A 19,939-nucleotide genomic window follows, 5' to 3' on the forward strand; every position below is an offset into this window, starting at 1 on the left:
ATTCGTCAGTCTTCTTGTTCGTCATCAGGCAACACAATCCGGTCCGGTTTCTGATCCGGCATTGTCAACATACGCCACCCCATCACCGCAAACACCACGGTGAGGATTGGGCTTACAAGATTGAAGAAGGCAAACCCGGCAAAGGCAAGTGTTGGCACCCCCAACGTTGCGGCCATGTAAGCACCGCAGCTGTTCCATGGAATAAGAGCAGACGTAACCGTAGCACTATCCCCAACAGCACGGGAAAGCACCTCAGGCTGTAACTTGCGTTGGCGGAATGGTTTGCGGTACATCCGCCCCGGAATAACAATTGCGATGTACTGATCAGCGGCCAGTATGTTGGTCGCAATAGCTGTTGCAACAAGCGACAGAATGAGTGCGCCGGTGGATTTTGCCGCCTTTAGAATTGGGCCAATAATCCGGTCCAGAATGCCAGCCTTTTCAATCACCCCACCAAAGGCTAGGGCGGTCATAATCAACCAGATGGTTGTCAGCATGTTGCCCATACCACCACGGCTCAGCAAAGCATCGATGGATGGATCCCCTGTAACACTGACATAACCGTTGGACATGGCAATCCAAACGCCTTTGAGCATTTCCAGACCTGCAGGAAGAGCGGGAGAGGCTGCAAGGCCGATCACCTTGTCAGGTTCCATCACAACGGCATAAAGCCCACCTGCAAGCGCACCAAGAAAGATGGTTGTGAAGGGCGGATAGCGGACAATCGCCAAGAACAACACCAGTACCAATGGCAAGAAATTAAGTAAAGTGATGTCGTAGTGAACTTCAATAGCGCTCAACGTGCCTTGCGCCACAAAATCACCCGGTTCACCCAGCCACCAGAATATGATGAGCGCGATGCCCAGAGCCGGGATAGATGTCCATAGGTTTTCTTTGATGTGGGTGTAAAGGTTTGAACCAGCCGCCGCTGTTGCCAGATTGGTTGCGTCAGAAAGAGGGGAGGATTTGTCTCCAAAATACGCGCCAGAAAGAATGGCTCCCGCAGTTATTGCCGGGTCCAGTCCCATCTTCGCTGCGACGCCCATTAAACCGATACCGATAGTGCCTGCAACTGTCCAGGAACTGCCAATACTGAGGGAAACAAGAGCACAGATAATCGTAGCGGTGAAATAGAAATAGTTTGGGCTGAGCAGCTGAAGTCCATAGTAAACCATCGCCATGATGGTGCCGGACATAGCCCATGTCCCGATCAACGATCCCACAGCAAGTAATATGAAGATGGCATGTAAACCCGTGCTGACACTTTCCACCACTGCATGCTTCAATTCGTCGACATAAAACCCATGAAACTTGGCGACAAAGGCAGCGGTGAGAGCGCAAACCAGCAGCGCAATTTGGTTAGGGCCAGAAGATGCCTCATCCCCAAACAGGTAGTAGGAGGTTGCGAGCAGAAGAATGAGGGCAGCGACCGGAATAACCGCGCCAACCATAGTCATTTTTGCTGAATGAGGACTTGGCTCATTGGCCATATGTTTCCGTCCTTATGTCGGTTTTTAAGATCTCCAAGGGCGAAACTGGAGTGGAAACGTAGGTGCTAATCCTAAATCCGGGGAGTAGCGAATTAAGACCTCAGCCGATAAAAGCCGACTGAGGTTTGTGGCCTAATAAAAACGTGTCTCACCAGCATCCAGAGAAACTGAGGTTCCTCTTTGTCCACGAATGGCCTGTGGAACTTCGGAGAGTGTGCAGATGAGCGCTTTTTTTCCAGTTTGTCGGGCAAAAGTCTGTGCGGCTTCCACCTTGGGGCCCATAGATCCTGCGGCAAAGCCATAGGCATCGAGAGCATCTGGACTAGCAGATTTGATTGCACGTTGGTTGGGCGTGCCCCAGTCAAGGTAGACAGCGTCAGCATCTGTTGCCATCACGTAGGCTTCTGCCTCAATCTCCTTGGCCAAAAGCGCGGAGCACCGATCCTTGTCGATCACACATTCCACCCCAACGAGTTTTTTCTCCTCGTTGTACATGGTCGGGATGCCACCACCGCCTGCTGCAATGACCAACACATCATGATCCAGTAACCACTTGATGGGCCGGATCTCAAAGATGTGCTTAGGTTGCGGGCTAGGGACGACGCGGCGCCATTTATCACCATCTTCGCGGACGGACCAACCTTTGTCTTTGGCAAGTTTCTCCGCGTCTTCTTTGCTGTAAAGCGGGCCAATTGGTTTGGTGGGATCCTTAAAAGCAGGGTCGTTGGGATCAACCTCCACCTGTGTGAGGATGGTCGCAAATGATTTCTCATAGGGCAGGAGGTTACCGAGCTCTTGCTCAATCATATAACCAATCATGCCAACCGTCTCGGCGCCCAGCACGTCCAGCGGATAGGTTTCTACCTGATCATAGGCCGCGCCTTGCAAGGCCAACAGTCCAATCTGGGGGCCATTGCCGTGTGTGATAACCACCTCGTGGCCATCATCATAGAGGGGAGCCAGCGCTTCTGCCGCGATGCGTGCATTGTTGCGCTGGTTTTCGGCGGTCATTGCCTCGCCGCGACGAAGCAAAGCGTTTCCGCCTAGAGCGACGACAACGCGCATCACCGGCCTCCAATCGTTGCAACCATAATGGCCTTAATGGTGTGAAGGCGGTTTTCAGCCTGTTCGAAGGAAAGGTTACGGTCAGATTCAAACACGTCATCAGTCACTTCCATTTCGGAAATCCCGAATTTCTGGAAGACGTCTTCACCTACCTTGGTATCGCGGTTATGGAATGCAGGCAGACAGTGCATGAAATAGGTGTTGGCGTTACCAGTCCCTTCCATCAGCGTTTTGTTGACCTGATAATCCTTCAAAAGCTTGATGCGGGTTTCCCAGATATTTGCTGGTTCACCCATTGAGACCCAAACATCAGTATGAATAAAGTCAACGTCTTGCGTACCATGTGCAGGATCGTCGGTGATGGTGATACGGGCGCCGTAGCGTTTTGCGTTTGCTTCGGCAACTTTGACGATCAGGGGGTCTGGTTGCAATTCTTTTGGAGCAATGATCCGCACATCACAACCACACAAGGCGCCGAGCATCAACAAAGAGCTCCCCATGTTGTTGCGTGCATCCCCTATGTAAGCAAATGAGATGTCATGCAGGGGCTTTGCACAGTACTCAGTCATGGTCAGCAGGTCAGCAAGCATTTGGGTTGGGTGCCAGTCATCTGTGAGCCCGTTATAAACAGGAACGCCAGAATACTCGGCAAGCGTCTCAACGGCATTTTGGCCAGAGCCACGAAACTCGATAGCATCAAACATGCGCCCGAGAACCCGTGCCGTATCCTTCATGGATTCCTTGTGACCGACCTGAGAGCCTGACGGATCAAGATAGGTTACATGAGCACCCTGATCATGTGCAGCAACCTCAAAAGCACAGCGTGTCCGGGTGGATGTCTTCTCAAAAATCAGGCAGATGTTTTTGCCGGCAAGCGTTTGAGCTTCGGTACCGGAGTATTTGGCCCGTTTTAGATCACGCGCCAGATCCAGCATATAAAGCACTTCGCGCTGGCTGAAGTCTTTGAGCTTTAGGTAACTGCGACCTTTCAGATTAAAAGCCATTTTCTTAACTCTCTATCATTTGGATGTTATTGTTATTCAACGGAGTTTTGAAAGACTAAAAGTCCACTGCATCACGAACGATCGGACAGGTCATGCAATGACCTCCACCGCGACCGCGGCCAAGTTCCGAACCGTCAATGGCGATGACTTCCACGCCAGCACGTTGAAGCTTGGAGTTGGTATAAGTGTTACGGCGATAACCAACGACCACACCGGGTTCGATGCAAACAACGTTGTTGCCATCGTCCCATTGCTCGCGTTCCTGATCGTAGGCATTTCCGCCAGTTGTCACCACATTGAGCTTTTGTATGCCGAGCGCCTCTGCAACGACCTCGTAAAGATGGCCTTCATCCTGACGATAATCGACCGTATCCGGCTTCTCTCCGGGGCGAATGGAGAAGCAGATGATCTCATCACAAACACCAGTAAAGGCAGTTGCTTTATCGCGATCCAGTAGGGTGAAGACAGTATCGAGGTGCATGGCAGCGCGGCTCTTAGGCATCTGACAGGCGATGACGCGGCTTGCGGCATTATGCCGGAACAAGGCACGTGCAACTTGTCCAACGGCTTGCGGTGTTGTCCGTTCGCCCATCCCGATCAAAACAACACCATTGCCAATTGGCATTACATCGCCGCCTTCAACCGTCGACTCATGGTAGTTTTCATCTGGGTTGCCCCACCAGATGTTCACTCTGTTTTTGAAATGGGGATGGAATTTATAGATGGCAGTTGTGAGCAGTGTTTCATTCTGGCGTGCTGCCCAATACATCGGGTTTACTGTGACCCCGTTATAAATCCAGCAAGAGGTATCTCGCGTAAAAATCGTATTGGGTAAGGGGGGGAGGACAAAATCATTGGCGTCTAAATAACTGCCAAAGACACCGGTTGGTTTGAAGCCAAGCTCACATCTGGCAATTCCACCAATAAGGTGGTCAGAAAGAAATTTTTCGGGCTGTTCCATGAGCCACGCCCTGAGGTCTTCGGCCATACCATACCCCACACGGTGGTGCGTGATACGACGATCCAGAAGCCACTTTCTTGCTTCAAGATCCTCTAGCGTTTCTTTCAGGAGGTTGTGCATTTCAAGAACGTTTACACCGCGTTCTTCCATCCGCAGACAAAAGTCATAGTGGTGCTTTTGTGCTTCTCGAACCCATACGACATCATCAAATAATAGTTCCTGACAGTTGCCGGGTGTTAAACGCATATGCGCAAGCCCTGGCCGACAAACCATCACCTCCCTTAGCTTGCCAACCTCTGAATGAACACCAAAGTCAGTCATGTTTCAGACTCCATATTGCGAAGCTTGTTTTTGTTCAAAGGCGCGTTGAGTAGCCTCTGTTTTCTTCAGCCCTGTAGGGGCAATTCTGTCTGATCTCCATTGCTCTTTCTAAACACTGAGGGAAAGAGCAATGGAGATCAGGACAAAGAGAATGATCACCAAAGGAATGCAGAACCGGAGCCACTTATCGTAGGAAACACGCCCAATCGCCAAGCCACCCATCACAACCGCAAAGGTTGGGTTGAACAGGTTCAAAAGCCCGCTCGCAGATTGGAAGGCTGTGACCACGTACTCTGCACCAACATTGGAGAACCCAGCCAACGGCGCCATGATCGGCATGGAAAGCACGGCAAGACCGGAGGAGGATGGAACAAAGAAGGAAAGGACCAGTTCCAGCCAGAACATCACGTTGATGAAAGCAACCTTACCCAGCCCGCTGACAACTTGCTCGGACCAATAAAGCACGGTGTCGGTAATGGAACCGGCGTCCATCACAACCACGATACCGCGAGCTACCCCGATAATCAGCGCTACGCCTAAGAGGTCTCTGGCGCCATCCAGAAAATTATCGACGAACTCGTGTTCACCCGTTCGGGCGACGATACCAACAAGGATGGAAGCAGCAAGGAACAACGCCGCCATCTCACCCATCCACCATCCAAGGGCGGCCACACCGTAAATCAGCAAGCCAAAGGTGGTGACGAAGATCGCCATGATCCACCCGTGGTTGGCGGTGAAGTCGGGAATTACATCGGTTGAGACACCTTGGAGGAAATGTTTTTCATTCTTCTCCTTCATGTCAAAAACTAGAGAGGTGCTGTGATCTGCCTTCACTTTGGCTGCATAGCGCATCACCCAGAGAACGCAAAGGATCCAGCCAACAATGAGTATAAGGAAGCGTAAGCCAATACCGTCAGTAAACGGCACACCGGCAGCGTTAGAGGCAATAACTGTTGCGAACGGGTTGATGGTGGAGCCGAGCGTTCCTATGCCCGCTCCAAGCATGATCACCGCCACACCGGTGAGAGAGTCATACCCCGCTCGGATCATGACCGGGATGATGAGAGCGTAGAAGGCCAGGCTTTCCTCTGCCATCCCATAGATCGTCCCACCAGCGGCAAAGAAAGCCATGAGTATGGGGATCATGAGGTTCTCTCGCCCTTTCAGGCCGGACATAATCCGCGCAATACCGGCATCGATTGCACCGGTACGGGTAACGACCATCAAAAAACCACCAATGACAAGAACAAAGACGGCAACGTCAATCGCATTTGCTTCATAGGAGACTGGATCATAAAGGCCGGAGATCGGAGCCATAAAGATTTCAACCGGGCCTTGCGGATTTGGTTCTACCAGGTGGTAGGTGCCGGGCACGGGAACTTCTTTGTCGAGAGCCGGATTGATAACACGATCATATTTGCCTGCTGGCACAAACCAGGTCGCAATGGCTACAAGGATAATTAGACCAAAAAGAATAGTGAACGCAGTAGGAAATTTGAACTTCGACATTGGTGTTTTCCAACTAGTTGTTCTTGTCGAATTATTTCACAGTGGTTCTACCTATTGGTGAATTATTTCCCCCCGTCAACGTGAATTAAAATTTCTCAACCAAGTTCGTTTCCAAATGTTTACTTGGTTGAACTCTTCTATAATTTTGATATTATTTTAAATATTGAAATTTATCTGTAAGTGTATTGCAATTGGTCATGTTGTATTCTTGAGTAATTTCAGAATTACTTATATTTTGAAGAATAAGTGGAGCATGTAAGATAATATTAGTTATTGTCTCACCACCAAATACTTCTCAATGTGGGAGGAAATGTAAAACTAAACGAAGCTAAGAAGCGTGGTAACCAACTTCTCAGGATCATAGTACGGGACACTTTCCGGTGTTGTCAGATCACAACCGATCAACGAAATGCCCTGTGCTTCAAGCGCCGCCCAATCAAATTCCATAGCCTGCTGTTCATCTGCGATGACAAAGTTCAATAGTTTTTCCGTTGGAGTGTCTTGCCCTGCATCCACCCGCAAATGCTTCAGCAAAGCATCAATGCGCTCATTGTGGCTGAGACCAAACTGTTCTGGATCAGTGCCAAGGTTGGGAACATACACTTTAGGGTTGGGACTTTGCGCGATTGATCTGCCGACCCCTTTTGGCAGAAGGTTCGCAATCAGACTGCTATGAAAGCTGCCCGGCGGGTAACAAATCAAATCCGCGCTCTCAATAAGATGCCGCCTTTTGGGCGATATTTCGATCTCGACCGGATCCCCACCTGCAAGTGAACGTGTGAGATAGGTCCGCGCAATGGGGCTGCGAATTGGAGCGGTTTCCTTGCCGGTCATATTGTGTTGACCGACAATCACCTCGCCAGACTCCAGCTCAACGGCCAAATGCAAACGCGCATCAACCGTGGCAACCACTGTCCCAAGCGTGTTCACCAGTTTGGAAAATAGGAAGATGATCGGGTCGAGCTTTTGATTGTTGTTCAGGTATCCGCCAGCCAGAATAAGATTGCCAATGCTAGCGCCGCGAAGATCAAAATTCGAGGGCATCGCATCATGAAAAAACGCAAGCTGATTGCGGATCAAACCGCGCATAGGGTTGGACACCCGGGACATCAACTCACCATGCCCCTCCAGCATATCCACCAAGTCGCCTTGCAGGTCGTCCAGAGTGGCTGTGTTTGGAAAGCGATGCGTGAACAACCGATAGATCTCTGACTGGCCAAGCACGCTTTCATCCGCCAATGCAATCAGACGAGACCGTAAATCCCCAATCGCGGGCATACCAAACGCATGACGTAAAACGGCTGAGCTACCGCCACTGTCAAATGGCGTCATAAAGTGGATGGAGTTGTGTGTGTACTGCTTCAACGCCCGAGCGGTTGGGTTAAGCGCACTGCCACCACTAAAGAACAGCAAGGTCGGGCCAAGTTCAGGTAAACGTTTATAGCGGCTGACCCTGACGGGATCTGGCAAATTTAGTCCGCGAGAAACGTTGAGCTGCTGCATGATGAATATTGGCCCGTTTGAAATGAACTGAATCCCAACTGAAGGTTGGTGAGGTGTATTAAACGGATTTATCTGCGGAATGTCCAACAAGGTGTGTTCTCAAGCGCGCATCCACAAAGATCTCTTGATTTTACCCTAGGTATAGCGGGCTCTGGAATGTCTCTAAGAAATATCAAATGAATACTTCAGGTAGATATATCAGGATTCAGTAAAAATCATGTCAAATTCAATCTGAATATTGCGTCACCGTGAACCAGGTCTCCACAAAACAACACAACTACATTGAGTTCTTGTGGGTTTGATGGGTATTCCTGTTATCTGTGTTTGACTCAGAATAGTTCAGAGGATGTAAAACTCTGGAAAAACAACAATAGAGAGAAAAGCATGATTTCGCATGCCCAGCCCGTTTCACAGGGAAGAACGCCCGAAGCTTTTACATCCATCCCAAAAGCGTTTACGGAAACGGTCGCACGTCTGGCGGACAAACCTGCCTATTTGGTGCGTGGTGAAACAGGGTGGGAAGCAACCAGCTGGCGCGATTATAACCAACAGGTGCGCAGCGCTGCAAAGGCGCTTCTGGCTCTTGGAGTTAATCCAGGCGACGCTGTTTGTATCTTAAGCTACAACAGACCAGAATGGACCATCATGGACATTGCCGCCATGATGATCGGAGCTGTGCCAACCGGGATCTACTGGACTGCAGCTCCGCCGGAAATTAATTACATCCTGCGTCATTCACAGGGTCGCATATTGCTGGCTGAAACCAAAGCTCAGCTGCAGGGCATAGGCGAGCATGAAGAAAACATGCGCCACCTGCGTAAGATCATTCGTCTTGATGGCCGCGTGGAAAATCCGGATCAATACACGTGGTCGAGCTTTATGTCGCTGGGCGAGAACAGTCCGGGCCTTGATGCTGAGCTTGATCGTCGACTGAGCGAAATCACCGCCGCCGATATAGCGCTTCAGATTTATACGTCTGGCACAACGGGTCTGCCAAAGGCTGTTCAGATCAGCCATCGTGCCATTCGCGCAGAGTCTGATGCATTGAATTTGGCGTTCGATCCAACCCCAGCAGACCGTTACATCTCCTATTTGCCATTGGCACATATTGCAGAGCAGTGCGGCACCATCATTCAGGCCTGTGATACGGGGTATCCGGTTTACTACGCGACCTCCGTGACCAGTCTTGGAGAGCACCTGCCAGAGGTTCGCCCCACTGTCACCTTTGGTGTACCGCGGATTTTCGAGAAGATCTGGGAGAAGGTAGAGAAGCAACTCAGCAAAGAGAAGGGCTTCAAAGGCAAGCTGATCCAATGGTCATTATCTGTTAGCAAAGAATGGTACACCAACCACTTGGCGGGCAAGCGGGCCGGATTTGTTCTTGAGGCCAAGAAGACACTGGCCAACAAACTGGTGCTGAACAAGATCAAGCACAAGATCGGCCTCGACAAGATGCGCATGTTTGTCAGTGGCGGTGCACCTGTCTCCAGACGAGTTCTGGAAGCTTTCACCGGACTGGATATTGTTATTCGCGAGGTCTACGGACAATCGGAGAACTGCGGCGGGGCAACCATCAATATCATAGGAGCTACCCGTCTTGGTTCCGTAGGACGCCCTATGGATGGTGTGACCATCAAAATTGCAGCCGATGGCGAAATCCTGTGTAAGGCAGACACCAACTTCTCCGGATATGCGCATGATCCAGCCTCAACTGATGAGACGCTACAAGATGGGTGGCTCTACAGTGGTGATATTGGGTATTTGGATAAAGATGGGTACTTGTTCATTACAGGACGTAAAAAAGAGCTGATCATCACATCCGGTGGCAAAAACATCTCTCCTGCATTGCTGGAGCACGATTTGATGGAACTGCCACTGGTGGAATATGCTGTTGTAGCTGGCAACAACCAGACCTTCTTGAGTGCACTGCTTACCATTGATAGCGGGATGGCAAATCGGTTTGCTATTGAGAATGATCTTAAACCGGAAGATGTTCCGGCATCAGACCAGCTGCGCAAAGTACTTCAGGCAGGCATTAATAAAGTGAATGCGCGCCATTCCAGAGTTGAGCGTATTCGTAAGTTTGAAGTCTTACCAAATGGCTTTTCTATTCAAACGGGTGAACTTACACCGACATTGAAAATCAGAAGAGCCAAAGTGCTGAATAATCACGCAGATGCATTGGATTCTATCTACAAGCCTGACGATTAGGTCCTGCTATAAAAGCAAAACCCTCGGTCCAGAGGCATGGACCGAGGGTTCTGTGGTCGGGATATAGAAGACTGAGGAAGGCCTCAGTTACTTCTCATCAAGAAACCATTTTGCTGCATTTCTGTAGCAAATGTCCTTGATCATAGAACCAGTCAAATCATAGTCGGCTGGAATATGGCCGTTAGCCATCCATTCACCCACCATCTTGCAAAGTAAGCGGCGGAAGTATTCGTGACGTGGGAAGGATAGGAACGATCTGCTGTCAGTCAACATGCCGAGGAACTGAGACAGCAATCCCATCTGCGCCAACTGGGTCATCTGGCGCTCCATACCGTCCAGCTGATCGTTGTGCCACCAGCCTGTGCCAGCTTGAACTTTGCCCGCAATAGTACCGTCCTGGAAGTTCCCAGCTGTCGTCACAACCACTTCATTTTTAGTTGGATCGAGAGAGTACAGAACTGTTCTTGGGAGTTTTTTGTCCCTGTCCAACGTATCAAGGAATTGGTTAAGCGGAATGGCGAGCTCTCTGTCGTCAATGCCATCAACACCCACATCTGGGCCAAGAGCTTTAAACAGGCGTGTCCTGTTGTTGCGGGTCGCGCCAATATGCAGCTGCATCACCCAATTGCGTTTCGCATATTCCTGACCAAGGAACACCTGAACAGCAGATTGGAAGGCTGTAACATCATCAATTGAGAGCTCAGCGCCATCACGGCCACTGTTAAAAATGCGGTTCAATTCAGCTGAAGAAGGCACAGCGCAGAACAACATGCTGTCGAGGCCATGGTCAGCCGCATTACAGCCGTGAGCGTCAAAATGGTTTAGTCGAAGTGCAAGCGCTTCCAACAGTTTTTCGTAGCTGTTGATTGCGAAACCAGCCGCCTTGCTAAGCTTCTGCATGTAAGCGGGGAAAGTAGGTTTGTTGATCTTGAAGGCTGGGTCTGGACGGAAAGTTGGACGAACTACCATGTCGCAGGTGGCATCTTGAGCGATCATCTTGTGCCAACGCAGATCGTCACATGGATCATCCGTAGTGCCCAGCATTTTCACGTTCTGCATGCTAAGCAAACCGCGTGCAGAGAACTGTTTTTTTGCAAGTTTAGCGTTGCAGACATCCCAGACCGTATCAGCAGTTTTCGCGGAAAGTGTAACGCCTTCCAGCCCGAAGTACCGGTACATCTCAAGATGCGTCCAATGGTACAGCGGATTTCCAAGGAACTTAGGCATCACCTCCGCAAAGGCGTGGAATTTATCTTTAAAGCTGGTTTTTGTTCCTGTGATCAGGCTCTCGTCAACTCCAGCCCAACGCATTGCGCGCCACTTGTAGTGATCGCCGGCAAGCCATGTACTGCCGATGTCATCAAACTGATGGTTTTCGGCAATGACCTGCGGACACAGGTGGTTGTGGTAATCCACGATTGGCATGTCTGCTGCGTGCTCGTGATAGAGTTTTTGTGCGGCTTCTGTCTCTAACAGGAAGTTGGGTCCAAGAAATGGCTGCATCATTATTCTGCCCTACGTGTCGGGAGGGGCCATTAACGACCCTCTCCAATCTTTTTGCGTTTATCCGGCCAGGTGGGTCGAATAAGGTAATCTGCGTGCGGAACCTAACTTGCCAAGTCTGCAACGGCTTGGGCCGCACCTTTATCTGCCACTGCTGCATAGGCTTTGTGAACCGCCTGATTAAACTCATCATTACCAACAAGTTCAGATGGGAATACAGACTCCAGAGCGAGGAGTGTGTTCACATAGACTGTTCTGTCAGTTTTGTGGGATGCAACAATCTCCGCAAGCTGGTCTTTCATCGGGTCTGTTACCTCATAGCTTTCGCCATTACGGTTGGCCTGAATGTAATTCATCCAGCCACCAATGCCGAGCACCAGATGTCTGTAATCAGAACCATGCGCAATGTGGTACTTGACAGAATTCAACCAGCGCTGAGGCATCTTTTGCGTTCCATCAGAAGCAATCTGCCATGTGCGATGTTTCAGTTTGGAATTGGAGTACCGCTTAAGCAAAGAGTCCGCATAAGCCTCCAGATCCACATCATCTGGAACATCCAGTGTAGGCAGCTGTTCATCCACCATCAATTTGCGGGCTTCAGCAAAAAATACTGGATCAGCCGCGCAGTCAGCAATCGTTTCTTTACCAGCAAGGAAGCCTAGGTAGGCAAGGAAGGAGTGAGACCCATTGAGGGTTCTCAGCTTCATTTCCTCAAATGGTTCTACATCAGGAACGATCTGTGCGCCTGCGAGCTCCCATTTTGGGCGACCGGCTTTGAAGTTGTCTTCAATAACCCACTGGCGGAATGGCTCGCACACGATGCCATTGAGATCAATCTGCCCTCCAAGGCTCTCACGAATAAGGTCACGGGATTCATCGGTCAGGGCTGGAACAATGCGGTCTACCATCGTGGACGGGAAAGAGACGTTTTCTTCAATCCATGCGGCAAGCTCAGCATCAACCTTGGCGGCGAACTCACGCACCGCGATACCACACAAAACACCGTTGTTTGGCAGATTATCACAGGACATTACAGTGACTGGGCCATTGCCAAGCGCACGGCGTTTGGCAAGCCCAGCAACGATCAAGCCAATAGCTGTCTTTGGAGTGCTCGGCGATGCAAGGTCTTCCTTGATCCACCCGTTGTCTATATCCAACTGACCGTTTTTAACGCAGTAGCCCTTCTCGGTCACAGTCAGAGAGATGATCTTCAGCTGTTCCTCAGCCAATCCGTTGATGAGTACTTCTACACCATCGCGCGCGATATGCTGTGTTTCGCAAACAGCACCCAACAGACGTGTGTTGGTGCCTTCATCAGCCGTCTCAACCAGTGTGTAGAGATAATCGTTCTCAGCTAACTTATCGAACAGGTCAGAGGTGCCGAACAGCTCAACAACGCGCATACCCCAGTCACCGCCAGCCGCTGCCAGTGTTTCATGCAGGTGCATAGCCACATGAGCGCGGGCAAAAGCCCCAAACCCAATGTGGGCTATGCGTGGTTTAAGAGCCTTACGGTCATAAGGGGGCATTCCCACGTCACTTGGCAGGGTGTCCAGATCAAGTTTTTTGAATTCAAACGTCATAGGAGGAAGACCTTATTAAAGCTCGGTGAGTGCAAGAGTGAGGGTGCCATCAGACAGGCACTGGCCATTCACAGTCACATTGGAAGAAAGACCGTTCGGAGACTGTCCTTTGATGAAGATAGAGATATTGCGAGCCCCTGCGTCCAGCTCACCACAGCGAGAGAGGGAGAGGGTCTGCTCAACAGCATTGGCGGATAGCAGGAGATTCAACGTGCTGTGCTGCCCCTCTGACCATTTATGACTGATGCCGTCATCTTCAAAAACGATAAGGATACGGCTGCCGGGTCCTTGGAAAGGGAATACTGCCAGAGCGTTGAGATCACACTCACTCGTGTTCTTAGCAGTGGGATTGGCAAGTGGGATCACAGTGCCCGCACGTACGAACAGCGGCAGCCTCTCAAGAGGAGCATCAACAATGATGGTCTGGCCGCCCTTGTGATACACGCCTGTATCGAACTCATACCAGCCATCACCATTATCCGGCAGGTAAACTGTACGGGTCGTTGCGCCTTGCTCTACGACAGAAGCGACAAGTAAGTCTTTGCCGAGCAGATAGTCGTCTGTCTCAACATAGGTTCGCTCATCCCCTTCGTGATCAAGGAAGGTCGGACGTAGCAAAGGCTCGTCCTTCACATGCATATCGTGTAGCAGTGTGTAAAAGTAGGGCATCAGATATTGGCGCAGCTGCATGGCATTGCGAATAAGCGGCGTAACGTCTGGGTGCATCCAGGGCTCATTGACCGTAGCATCATCATTCCATGAGTGAATGGTGAAGCGGGGATGCATGACACCGTTCTGGACCCAACGCACAAACAGTTCTGGATCAGGTCGAGGCCCGGAGAACCCGCCAACATCATGCCCGACATTGTAGATACCGGACATGGAAAGTCCGAGGCCCATCCGGATGTTATATTTCAGGTTGTTCCAGTTGGTCCGATTGTCACCTGTCCATGTCTGCACATAACGCTGAAGACCCGGAGACCCGCTGCGGGAGATCAGATAGGGCCGCTCATCTGGTGCATGCTCAATCTGTGCTTCATAGGAGGTACGCATCATCAAAAGAGAGTGCAATGGGCGGATAAGACCAACTTCAATTTCTTCGCCAAAGCCTTTACAGCGTGCAGAAAAATCCCAGATCTCGTATTCGTTATTGTCATTCCATGTGGAACCAATACCGCGTTCAAGCAACTGCTCGGTGACGTTGGCTTTCCACCAGTTGACCGTGTCCATATTGGTGAAGTCGAGGTGCGATCCTTCATCATCCCAGTACAGTGAGCGCTCAGGCTGATCTGCTTCGCTGTCACGAATGAAGAGACCTTTTGCTTCCACATCCTTGTACATCGGATGGTCTTGCAACAGGCACGGTTTGATGTTGGCTGCCAAATGCACACCGGCATTCAAGAACTTTGAGGTCATCGCCTTAGGATCAGGACACTTGTCGTCGTTCCAGTTGAACACGTAGCGTTTGGACCCAATAGATGTATAGCCGGAGGAGAGCTGAAAGCTGTCGCAGGGAATAGCGTGCTCGTCAATCAGATCGATAAAGCCTTCCAGCTGCTCCTGCGCATTATCAGCGTCGGTGTAATACATGGTAGAACCGGAATATCCGAGGCTCCACTTTGGCGGGAAGATGTGTTTACCCGTCAGCCAAACCTGCGTTTTGGTAACATCCAGTAGGGAAGGGCCGAGAGTGAAGTAGTAGTCCAGATCACCATCTTCAGCGCGGTAAGAACGATGAGGGCGGTGATAGTTGTCGATCTCGTTACCCAGATCAAACCAGCAGTTTACAAGATTGTCATAGAACACGCCGTAAGAAATACCGGAGGCGGTGCGGGTCAATGTGAAGGGTAAGTGCTTGTAAAGTGGGTCGGTGGTCTCCGCATCATAACCCATGGCATCCAGGTTACGCATTTCGTAGCGGCGACCGTTACGCAGTAAATTGCCAGCCTTTTCACCAAGGCCGTAAATCCGGTCATCTGCTGGTTGGCTCAGAAAATGCGAGTTCTTATTGTCCTTCAAGCCAAGCATGTACGCACCTGTTGGGCGTTCGCTTGCTATCAGCTCATAAGAGCCGTCGTCCTTTTTCGCTTCCCAGATAATCTGAAGAGGCGTTTTGACGGAGACACGCAAAGCACGCGTCTCCAACACAAGTGTATCCTCCGTAAGCTCCTGTCTAAATTCTGGAAGCGAAAACCCTTCAACGGACAGACGAGGCCGTCCTTCAAAAGGCATAGCTGTTTCGCCAGGAGTGATGGACCATGTCCGCCCCTGACGAAACTCGCCATTCTTTCGCAACAAAACGCGGACAACTTTGTCCTCAAGGATGAACAGGGAGAGCAGATGCTTCTCATCGATCAGCAGGTCTACTTGGTTCTGTTCGGTCCTTATATGGGACCACTTACGGAGCGTTTTCATCGAACTTCAACCAGTTATTTGAGTGCTTTTATGGTTGTAAACGTGGAGATCCCTATCCGCCGTACCCAAGGATAAGACGTGGCAGGAACAAGCTGATTTCAGGAATGAACGTCACCAGCATCAGGATGGTGATCACCGCTGCATAGAATGGCAGCATTGGCTTAATCAGATCCTGAATTGCAACCTTACCAACAGAGCAACTGATGAACAGCGCACTTCCAACAGGTGGAGTGATGATGCCGATGCACAGGTTGTAGGTCATCATGATACCGAAGTGGACCGGATCCATACCTAACTCAGTTGCCACCGGCAAGAAGATCGGTGTGAAGATCAGCAGAGCTGGGGTCATGTCCATGAAGGTACCAATCACCAGCAAGCAGAGGTTGATCACCAGCATGATAATGAATGGGTTATCAGAGACGTTCGCTAACGCTTCGCCAATGGCATACGGAATGTCGGAAAAGGTCATCGCCCAGGACATGCCGATGGAACAGCCGATCAGCAACAGTACGATTGAGCTTGTGATGGCAGATTCCAGAATGACGGTCGGAAGCTCGGTGATTTTAACTTCGCGGTAAACGCCGATGGCAAGGATCAGTGTGTAAACCACAGCAACGGCAGAAGCTTCAGTCGCCGTAAACACACCACCAATAATGCCGCCCATGATGATGAAGACCAGCAGCAACGGCAAAAACGCGTCAGCAATCTTGAAAAGGATCTCTTTAAAACTTGGCAGTGGGATGAGTGGGTAGCCGCGTTTCGCTGCAATAATGCCCGCAACAAGCATCACGCTCAGACCCATCAAAATGCCTGGCAGATACCCAGCAACAAACAGGGTCGCAACAGAGGTGCCACCTGAGATCAGAGAGTAAACGATCAGCGTTGAAGAAGGGGGGATCAACATGCCGGTTGGACAAGAAGCTGCGTTCACCGCCGCTGAGAAAGCAGGGTCATAGCCCTCTTTGCGTTGCAACGGAGACATGATGCCACCAATCGCAGCGGCAGACGCCACAGCAGAGCCGGAGATTGAGCCAAACAACATGTTTGCGAGCACGTTCACGTGTGCCAGAGCGCCCGGTAAGCGTCCGCCCACGATTTTGGCAAGCTCAATGAGGCGCCTTGCAATGCCTCCCGAGTTCATAATGTTGCCAGCAAGAATGAAGAACGGGATAGCCAGCAGAGTAAAGCTGTCCAATCCACTTGCCATCTTCTGAGAGACAACAAAAATTGCCTGATCGAAAGAAATCAGGAAGGTGATGCTCGCAGTCGCAGCCAGTCCGATCGCGAACGAAATTGGCACACCAAAAGTTACCAATGCGCCGAAAACGCCGAAAAGAATGAGGCCGCTTTGAAGTTCACTGCTTAAAAAATCCATGTGACTATCTCTTATTTCGCAGCTGCATCGGCGTCTTCAGGCATTTGGTCATTAGGACCAGTGCCAGTGCCGTTGACGAGACCAAGGAAGAACTCCACGCAGTAAAACAGCATGATGGCCCCGGAGAATGGAATGGCAGCGTAGACGTATCCCATCGGGATACGCAGGGCCGGTGAGACTTGACCGTTTGCGAGGGTTTTGAGAACCAGCTGACCACCACCATAGAACATGACCAAGCCTGAGAAGAAGGCGATTGCCAGAACGATAAAGTAATCGGAGATCAGCTTGCGCTTGCCAACCAAAGAGCCGGTGAGAAGGTCAATTGCCAGATGGCGGCGCATTCCCAGCGTATAGGCTGCGCCAATAAGGCCAATCCACATGAACATGAAACGAGCAAGCTCGTCCGTAATTGTGCTTGGGGTGCCAAGGATATACCTTGAGAACACTTGCCAAACCACACACATCACGAGCACCACAAAAACCGACACGGTGACGGTCTTCAGGATCGTGTTAACAACTTTGGTCAGCGCTTGCATTTTATTTCCCTGTGTAAGTGAAGGGCGCGGGCACAGTATGGCGAGTGAATCGCTACTGGGCGACCAATTTATCCAAGGTAAGCCTCGGTATATATTGTATTTCTAGCGTAAATTCAGTTCGATATCCGTAGAATTACCAGTATCGCGTGAATCTATTCAAATATTCCATTTGATAAATAATTGCTGATTTTTGATTATTGGTCAACCAATATAATAAAATGGTTTGACAATGTCGCAGTTTTGTAGAAATGTGGGTGACGTGGAGAGAGGGTTTGGTTGATCTGCGCTCTTTCTGTCTCTGATTAATAGATGACTGCAATGGCTCACAGAGTTGCCTCGACACCCTTGGTGAACCTGCTTCCATCGGCCACTTAATTTGGAGAAGTATTTTAAAATAACAGGATTTTGAGGTAGCAAAAACGCATTCAACTATACATTTTATCCATATAAAGCAAATAGTTGATTTGGAAATAAATTTTGGAGTGAACCAACCTCGAACGAGGAAGGCCTCGCAATGCTAAGGTCTGTGGCTCGATTGATCTGAATGCGAATTTCAAATGCACAAGATAGACTTCAAAACCCTGTAAGCTCAAAGAGGTCAACCAACTTGGACGGAAGTCCTAACAAACATGAATTGGCGTTGGTCAAAGAGGTTCAGTGATGCTGGAGCGTATGGAAGGTGCTGACAACGGGTTGGCCTGTTTGCATGATGAGGACTACGATGTCCCCTTCAACAAGCAGAATCTGAACAGTGATACGTTGATATTCACCAGTGGTCGCACTGCTGAATCGCTGAATGGTGACTGGAATTTCTGCGTTGATTTGTTGGACACAGGCCTACGGCAAAAGTGGTTCAGCCTCAAACCGGAAACACCGGAAGGCAGAACAGAACCTTACGATTACGATCCCTACCTTGGCGAAACTGTGCCAGTTCCTTCGTGCTGGTCCATGCTCAAAGAAAAATGGTATTTCTTTGAAGGCAGCGCTTGGTACACCCGTCCAGTCGACTTGGATGAACTTCCAGCAGATGAGCGCTTATTCCTGCGTGTTGGTGCAGCACAATATGATTGTAAGGTGTTCCTCAACGGCGAGTTCCTCGGTAACCACTACGGCGGCTCTACACCTTTCAATGTGGAACTGACAGGACATGCGAAAACAGGCCGCAACTGGCTCATGTTATGCGTGAACAACACACGCACGCTTGACCGCGTTCCAATGCGTAATACGGATTGGTTCAATTACGGCGGTGTATATCGCAGTGTTGAACTGTATCGTACACCCAAAACATTCATCTCAGATTTCTTTGCTTATTTGGTGCCAGACGGCTCCTACGAAAAAATTGCGGTTGAGCTGCAAGTTGATGGTCCGATCACAACATCTGTATGTGTTGAGATCGAAGAGTTGGAGATCAAGGCTCAGGTCATTGTTGACGATGAGGGCAAGGGCAAGGTCATCATCTCAGCAAAGCCTGAGCTTTGGTCTCCTGAAAACCCGAAGCTTTATAATGCACGCGCTTCGTTAGGCGATGACCAGATCTCAGATAGGATTGGCTTCCGCCAGATCGAGCAAATCGGCACCGATGTTCTTCTCAATGGCAAACCGATCTTCATGCGTGGAATTTCGGTTCATGAGGACGATGAATTCACCGGCAAAGTGTTGCTCGATGAAGATCTCGCCCAACGGTTCAAACATGCCAAAGAGCTGAACTGCAACTTTATGCGCTTTGCTCATTACCCGCACGATGAACGCGCAGCAAAAATGGCTGATGAGCAAGGCGTCCTGTTGTGGGAAGAAATACCCGTCTACTGGGCAATTGATTTCAAGAACCCTGCGACCTTGAAGGATGCAAGCAATCAGCTGCGGGAGTTGATCAAGCGCGACAGAAACCGTGCCTCCGTGATCATCTGGTCTGTTGGAAATGAGAACCCGGATACTGATGAGCGCCTGTCGTTTATGAAGAGCCTCATTGATACAGCACATGAGATGGACCCGACCCGTCTCACCTCTGCTGCATGTCTCGTCAACCACGCCAAAAACCGCATTGAAGACCGCCTGATTCAGTACATCAATATCGTCGGTATCAATGAATACTATGGGTGGTATGAGGAAAATTTTGAGGATCTGATCGACTTCCTCGACAACTCGGATCCCGGCAAACCTGTGGTGATTTCAGAAACCGGCGCTGATGGCTACATCGGAGACGGCAAAATCGAAAAAGGCTTCTTCAGCGAAGATTATATGGCAGAGGTCTATCAAAAACAGATCGCTACATTACGTCAGCGCGAATTCGTAAAAGGGATCTCCCCATGGATCCTTTACGATTTCCGGGTGGAACGCCGCCAAAACATTTTCCAGCAAGGCTGGAACCGCAAAGGCTTAATCGCCTCAGATAAAAAAACAAAAAAAACCGCCTTCAAACTGCTCTCAGATTTTTATGCTGAGCTGAAAGCCAATAACTGAATC

At 50.1% G+C, this 19,939-nt stretch carries 13 protein-coding genes; 2 read left to right on the plus strand and 11 right to left on the minus strand.

Annotated features, from left to right (window positions below):
- Positions 1 to 5: 5 nt before the first annotated feature.
- The 6 genes from nhaC to BLS62_RS05485 form a co-directional block, all read right to left on the minus strand.
- The gene (gene nhaC, locus BLS62_RS05460) at positions 6 to 1,490 is read right to left on the minus strand and encodes a Na+/H+ antiporter NhaC (RefSeq protein ID WP_093177952.1); all 1,485 of its coding nucleotides are present in this window, start codon (positions 1,488 to 1,490) and stop codon (positions 6 to 8) included.
- A 132-nt stretch (positions 1,491 to 1,622) separates the two neighbouring features.
- Positions 1,623 to 2,555, minus strand: coding sequence for a carbamate kinase (gene arcC / locus BLS62_RS05465; protein ID WP_093177955.1), 933 nt, complete (start codon positions 2,553 to 2,555; stop codon positions 1,623 to 1,625).
- Positions 2,555 to 3,559 (minus strand): ornithine carbamoyltransferase, encoded by a 1,005-nt coding sequence (gene argF, locus BLS62_RS05470; RefSeq protein WP_093177957.1) that lies wholly within the window; start codon positions 3,557 to 3,559, stop codon positions 2,555 to 2,557. The genes arcC and argF overlap by 1 nt, the downstream gene beginning before the upstream one ends.
- Before the next feature lie 55 nt (positions 3,560 to 3,614).
- Positions 3,615 to 4,841, minus strand: a complete 1,227-nt coding sequence (arcA, locus tag BLS62_RS05475) for an arginine deiminase (RefSeq protein ID WP_093177960.1) — start codon at positions 4,839 to 4,841, stop codon at positions 3,615 to 3,617.
- 108 nt (positions 4,842 to 4,949) lie between these two features.
- Positions 4,950 to 6,350, minus strand: a complete 1,401-nt coding sequence (locus BLS62_RS05480) for a YfcC family protein (RefSeq protein WP_093177962.1) — start codon at positions 6,348 to 6,350, stop codon at positions 4,950 to 4,952.
- 318 nt (positions 6,351 to 6,668) lie between these two features.
- Positions 6,669 to 7,943, minus strand: coding sequence for a GAK system CofD-like protein (locus tag BLS62_RS05485; RefSeq protein ID WP_208990694.1), 1,275 nt, complete (start codon positions 7,941 to 7,943; stop codon positions 6,669 to 6,671).
- A gap of 294 nt (positions 7,944 to 8,237) precedes the next feature.
- Here BLS62_RS05485 and BLS62_RS05490 point away from each other — a divergent pair, with 294 nt between their 5' ends.
- Entirely contained in the window at positions 8,238 to 10,064 is a 1,827-nt protein-coding gene (locus BLS62_RS05490; protein ID WP_093177964.1) for an AMP-dependent synthetase/ligase, read from the plus strand.
- A gap of 87 nt (positions 10,065 to 10,151) precedes the next feature.
- Here BLS62_RS05490 and uxaC read toward each other — a convergent pair whose 3' ends face one another.
- From uxaC to BLS62_RS05515, 5 genes are all read right to left on the minus strand, one after another.
- On the minus strand, positions 10,152 to 11,570 hold the full coding sequence (uxaC, locus tag BLS62_RS05495) for a glucuronate isomerase (protein WP_208990695.1): 1,419 nt from the start codon (positions 11,568 to 11,570) through the stop codon (positions 10,152 to 10,154).
- A 101-nt stretch (positions 11,571 to 11,671) separates the two neighbouring features.
- Positions 11,672 to 13,150, minus strand: coding sequence for a mannitol dehydrogenase family protein (locus tag BLS62_RS05500; protein ID WP_093177969.1), 1,479 nt, complete (start codon positions 13,148 to 13,150; stop codon positions 11,672 to 11,674).
- A 15-nt stretch (positions 13,151 to 13,165) separates the two neighbouring features.
- A complete protein-coding gene (locus BLS62_RS05505) occupies positions 13,166 to 15,565 on the minus strand; it encodes a glycoside hydrolase family 31 protein (RefSeq protein WP_093177971.1) in 2,400 nt (799 codons plus the stop codon).
- A gap of 52 nt (positions 15,566 to 15,617) precedes the next feature.
- Positions 15,618 to 16,940, minus strand: coding sequence for a TRAP transporter large permease (locus BLS62_RS05510; RefSeq protein ID WP_093177973.1), 1,323 nt, complete (start codon positions 16,938 to 16,940; stop codon positions 15,618 to 15,620).
- A gap of 11 nt (positions 16,941 to 16,951) precedes the next feature.
- A complete protein-coding gene (locus tag BLS62_RS05515; protein WP_093177976.1) occupies positions 16,952 to 17,476 on the minus strand; it encodes a TRAP transporter small permease in 525 nt (174 codons plus the stop codon).
- Between the two features lie 660 nt (positions 17,477 to 18,136).
- Here BLS62_RS05515 and BLS62_RS05520 point away from each other — a divergent pair.
- Positions 18,137 to 19,936 (plus strand): glycoside hydrolase family 2 protein, encoded by a 1,800-nt coding sequence (locus BLS62_RS05520; protein WP_093177979.1) that lies wholly within the window; start codon positions 18,137 to 18,139, stop codon positions 19,934 to 19,936.
- The last annotated feature ends 3 nt before the right edge of the window (positions 19,937 to 19,939 follow it).

The sequence above is a fragment of the Pseudovibrio sp. Tun.PSC04-5.I4 genome, from assembly GCF_900104145.1.
In the GTDB taxonomy this organism is placed as follows: domain Bacteria; phylum Pseudomonadota; class Alphaproteobacteria; order Rhizobiales; family Stappiaceae; genus Pseudovibrio.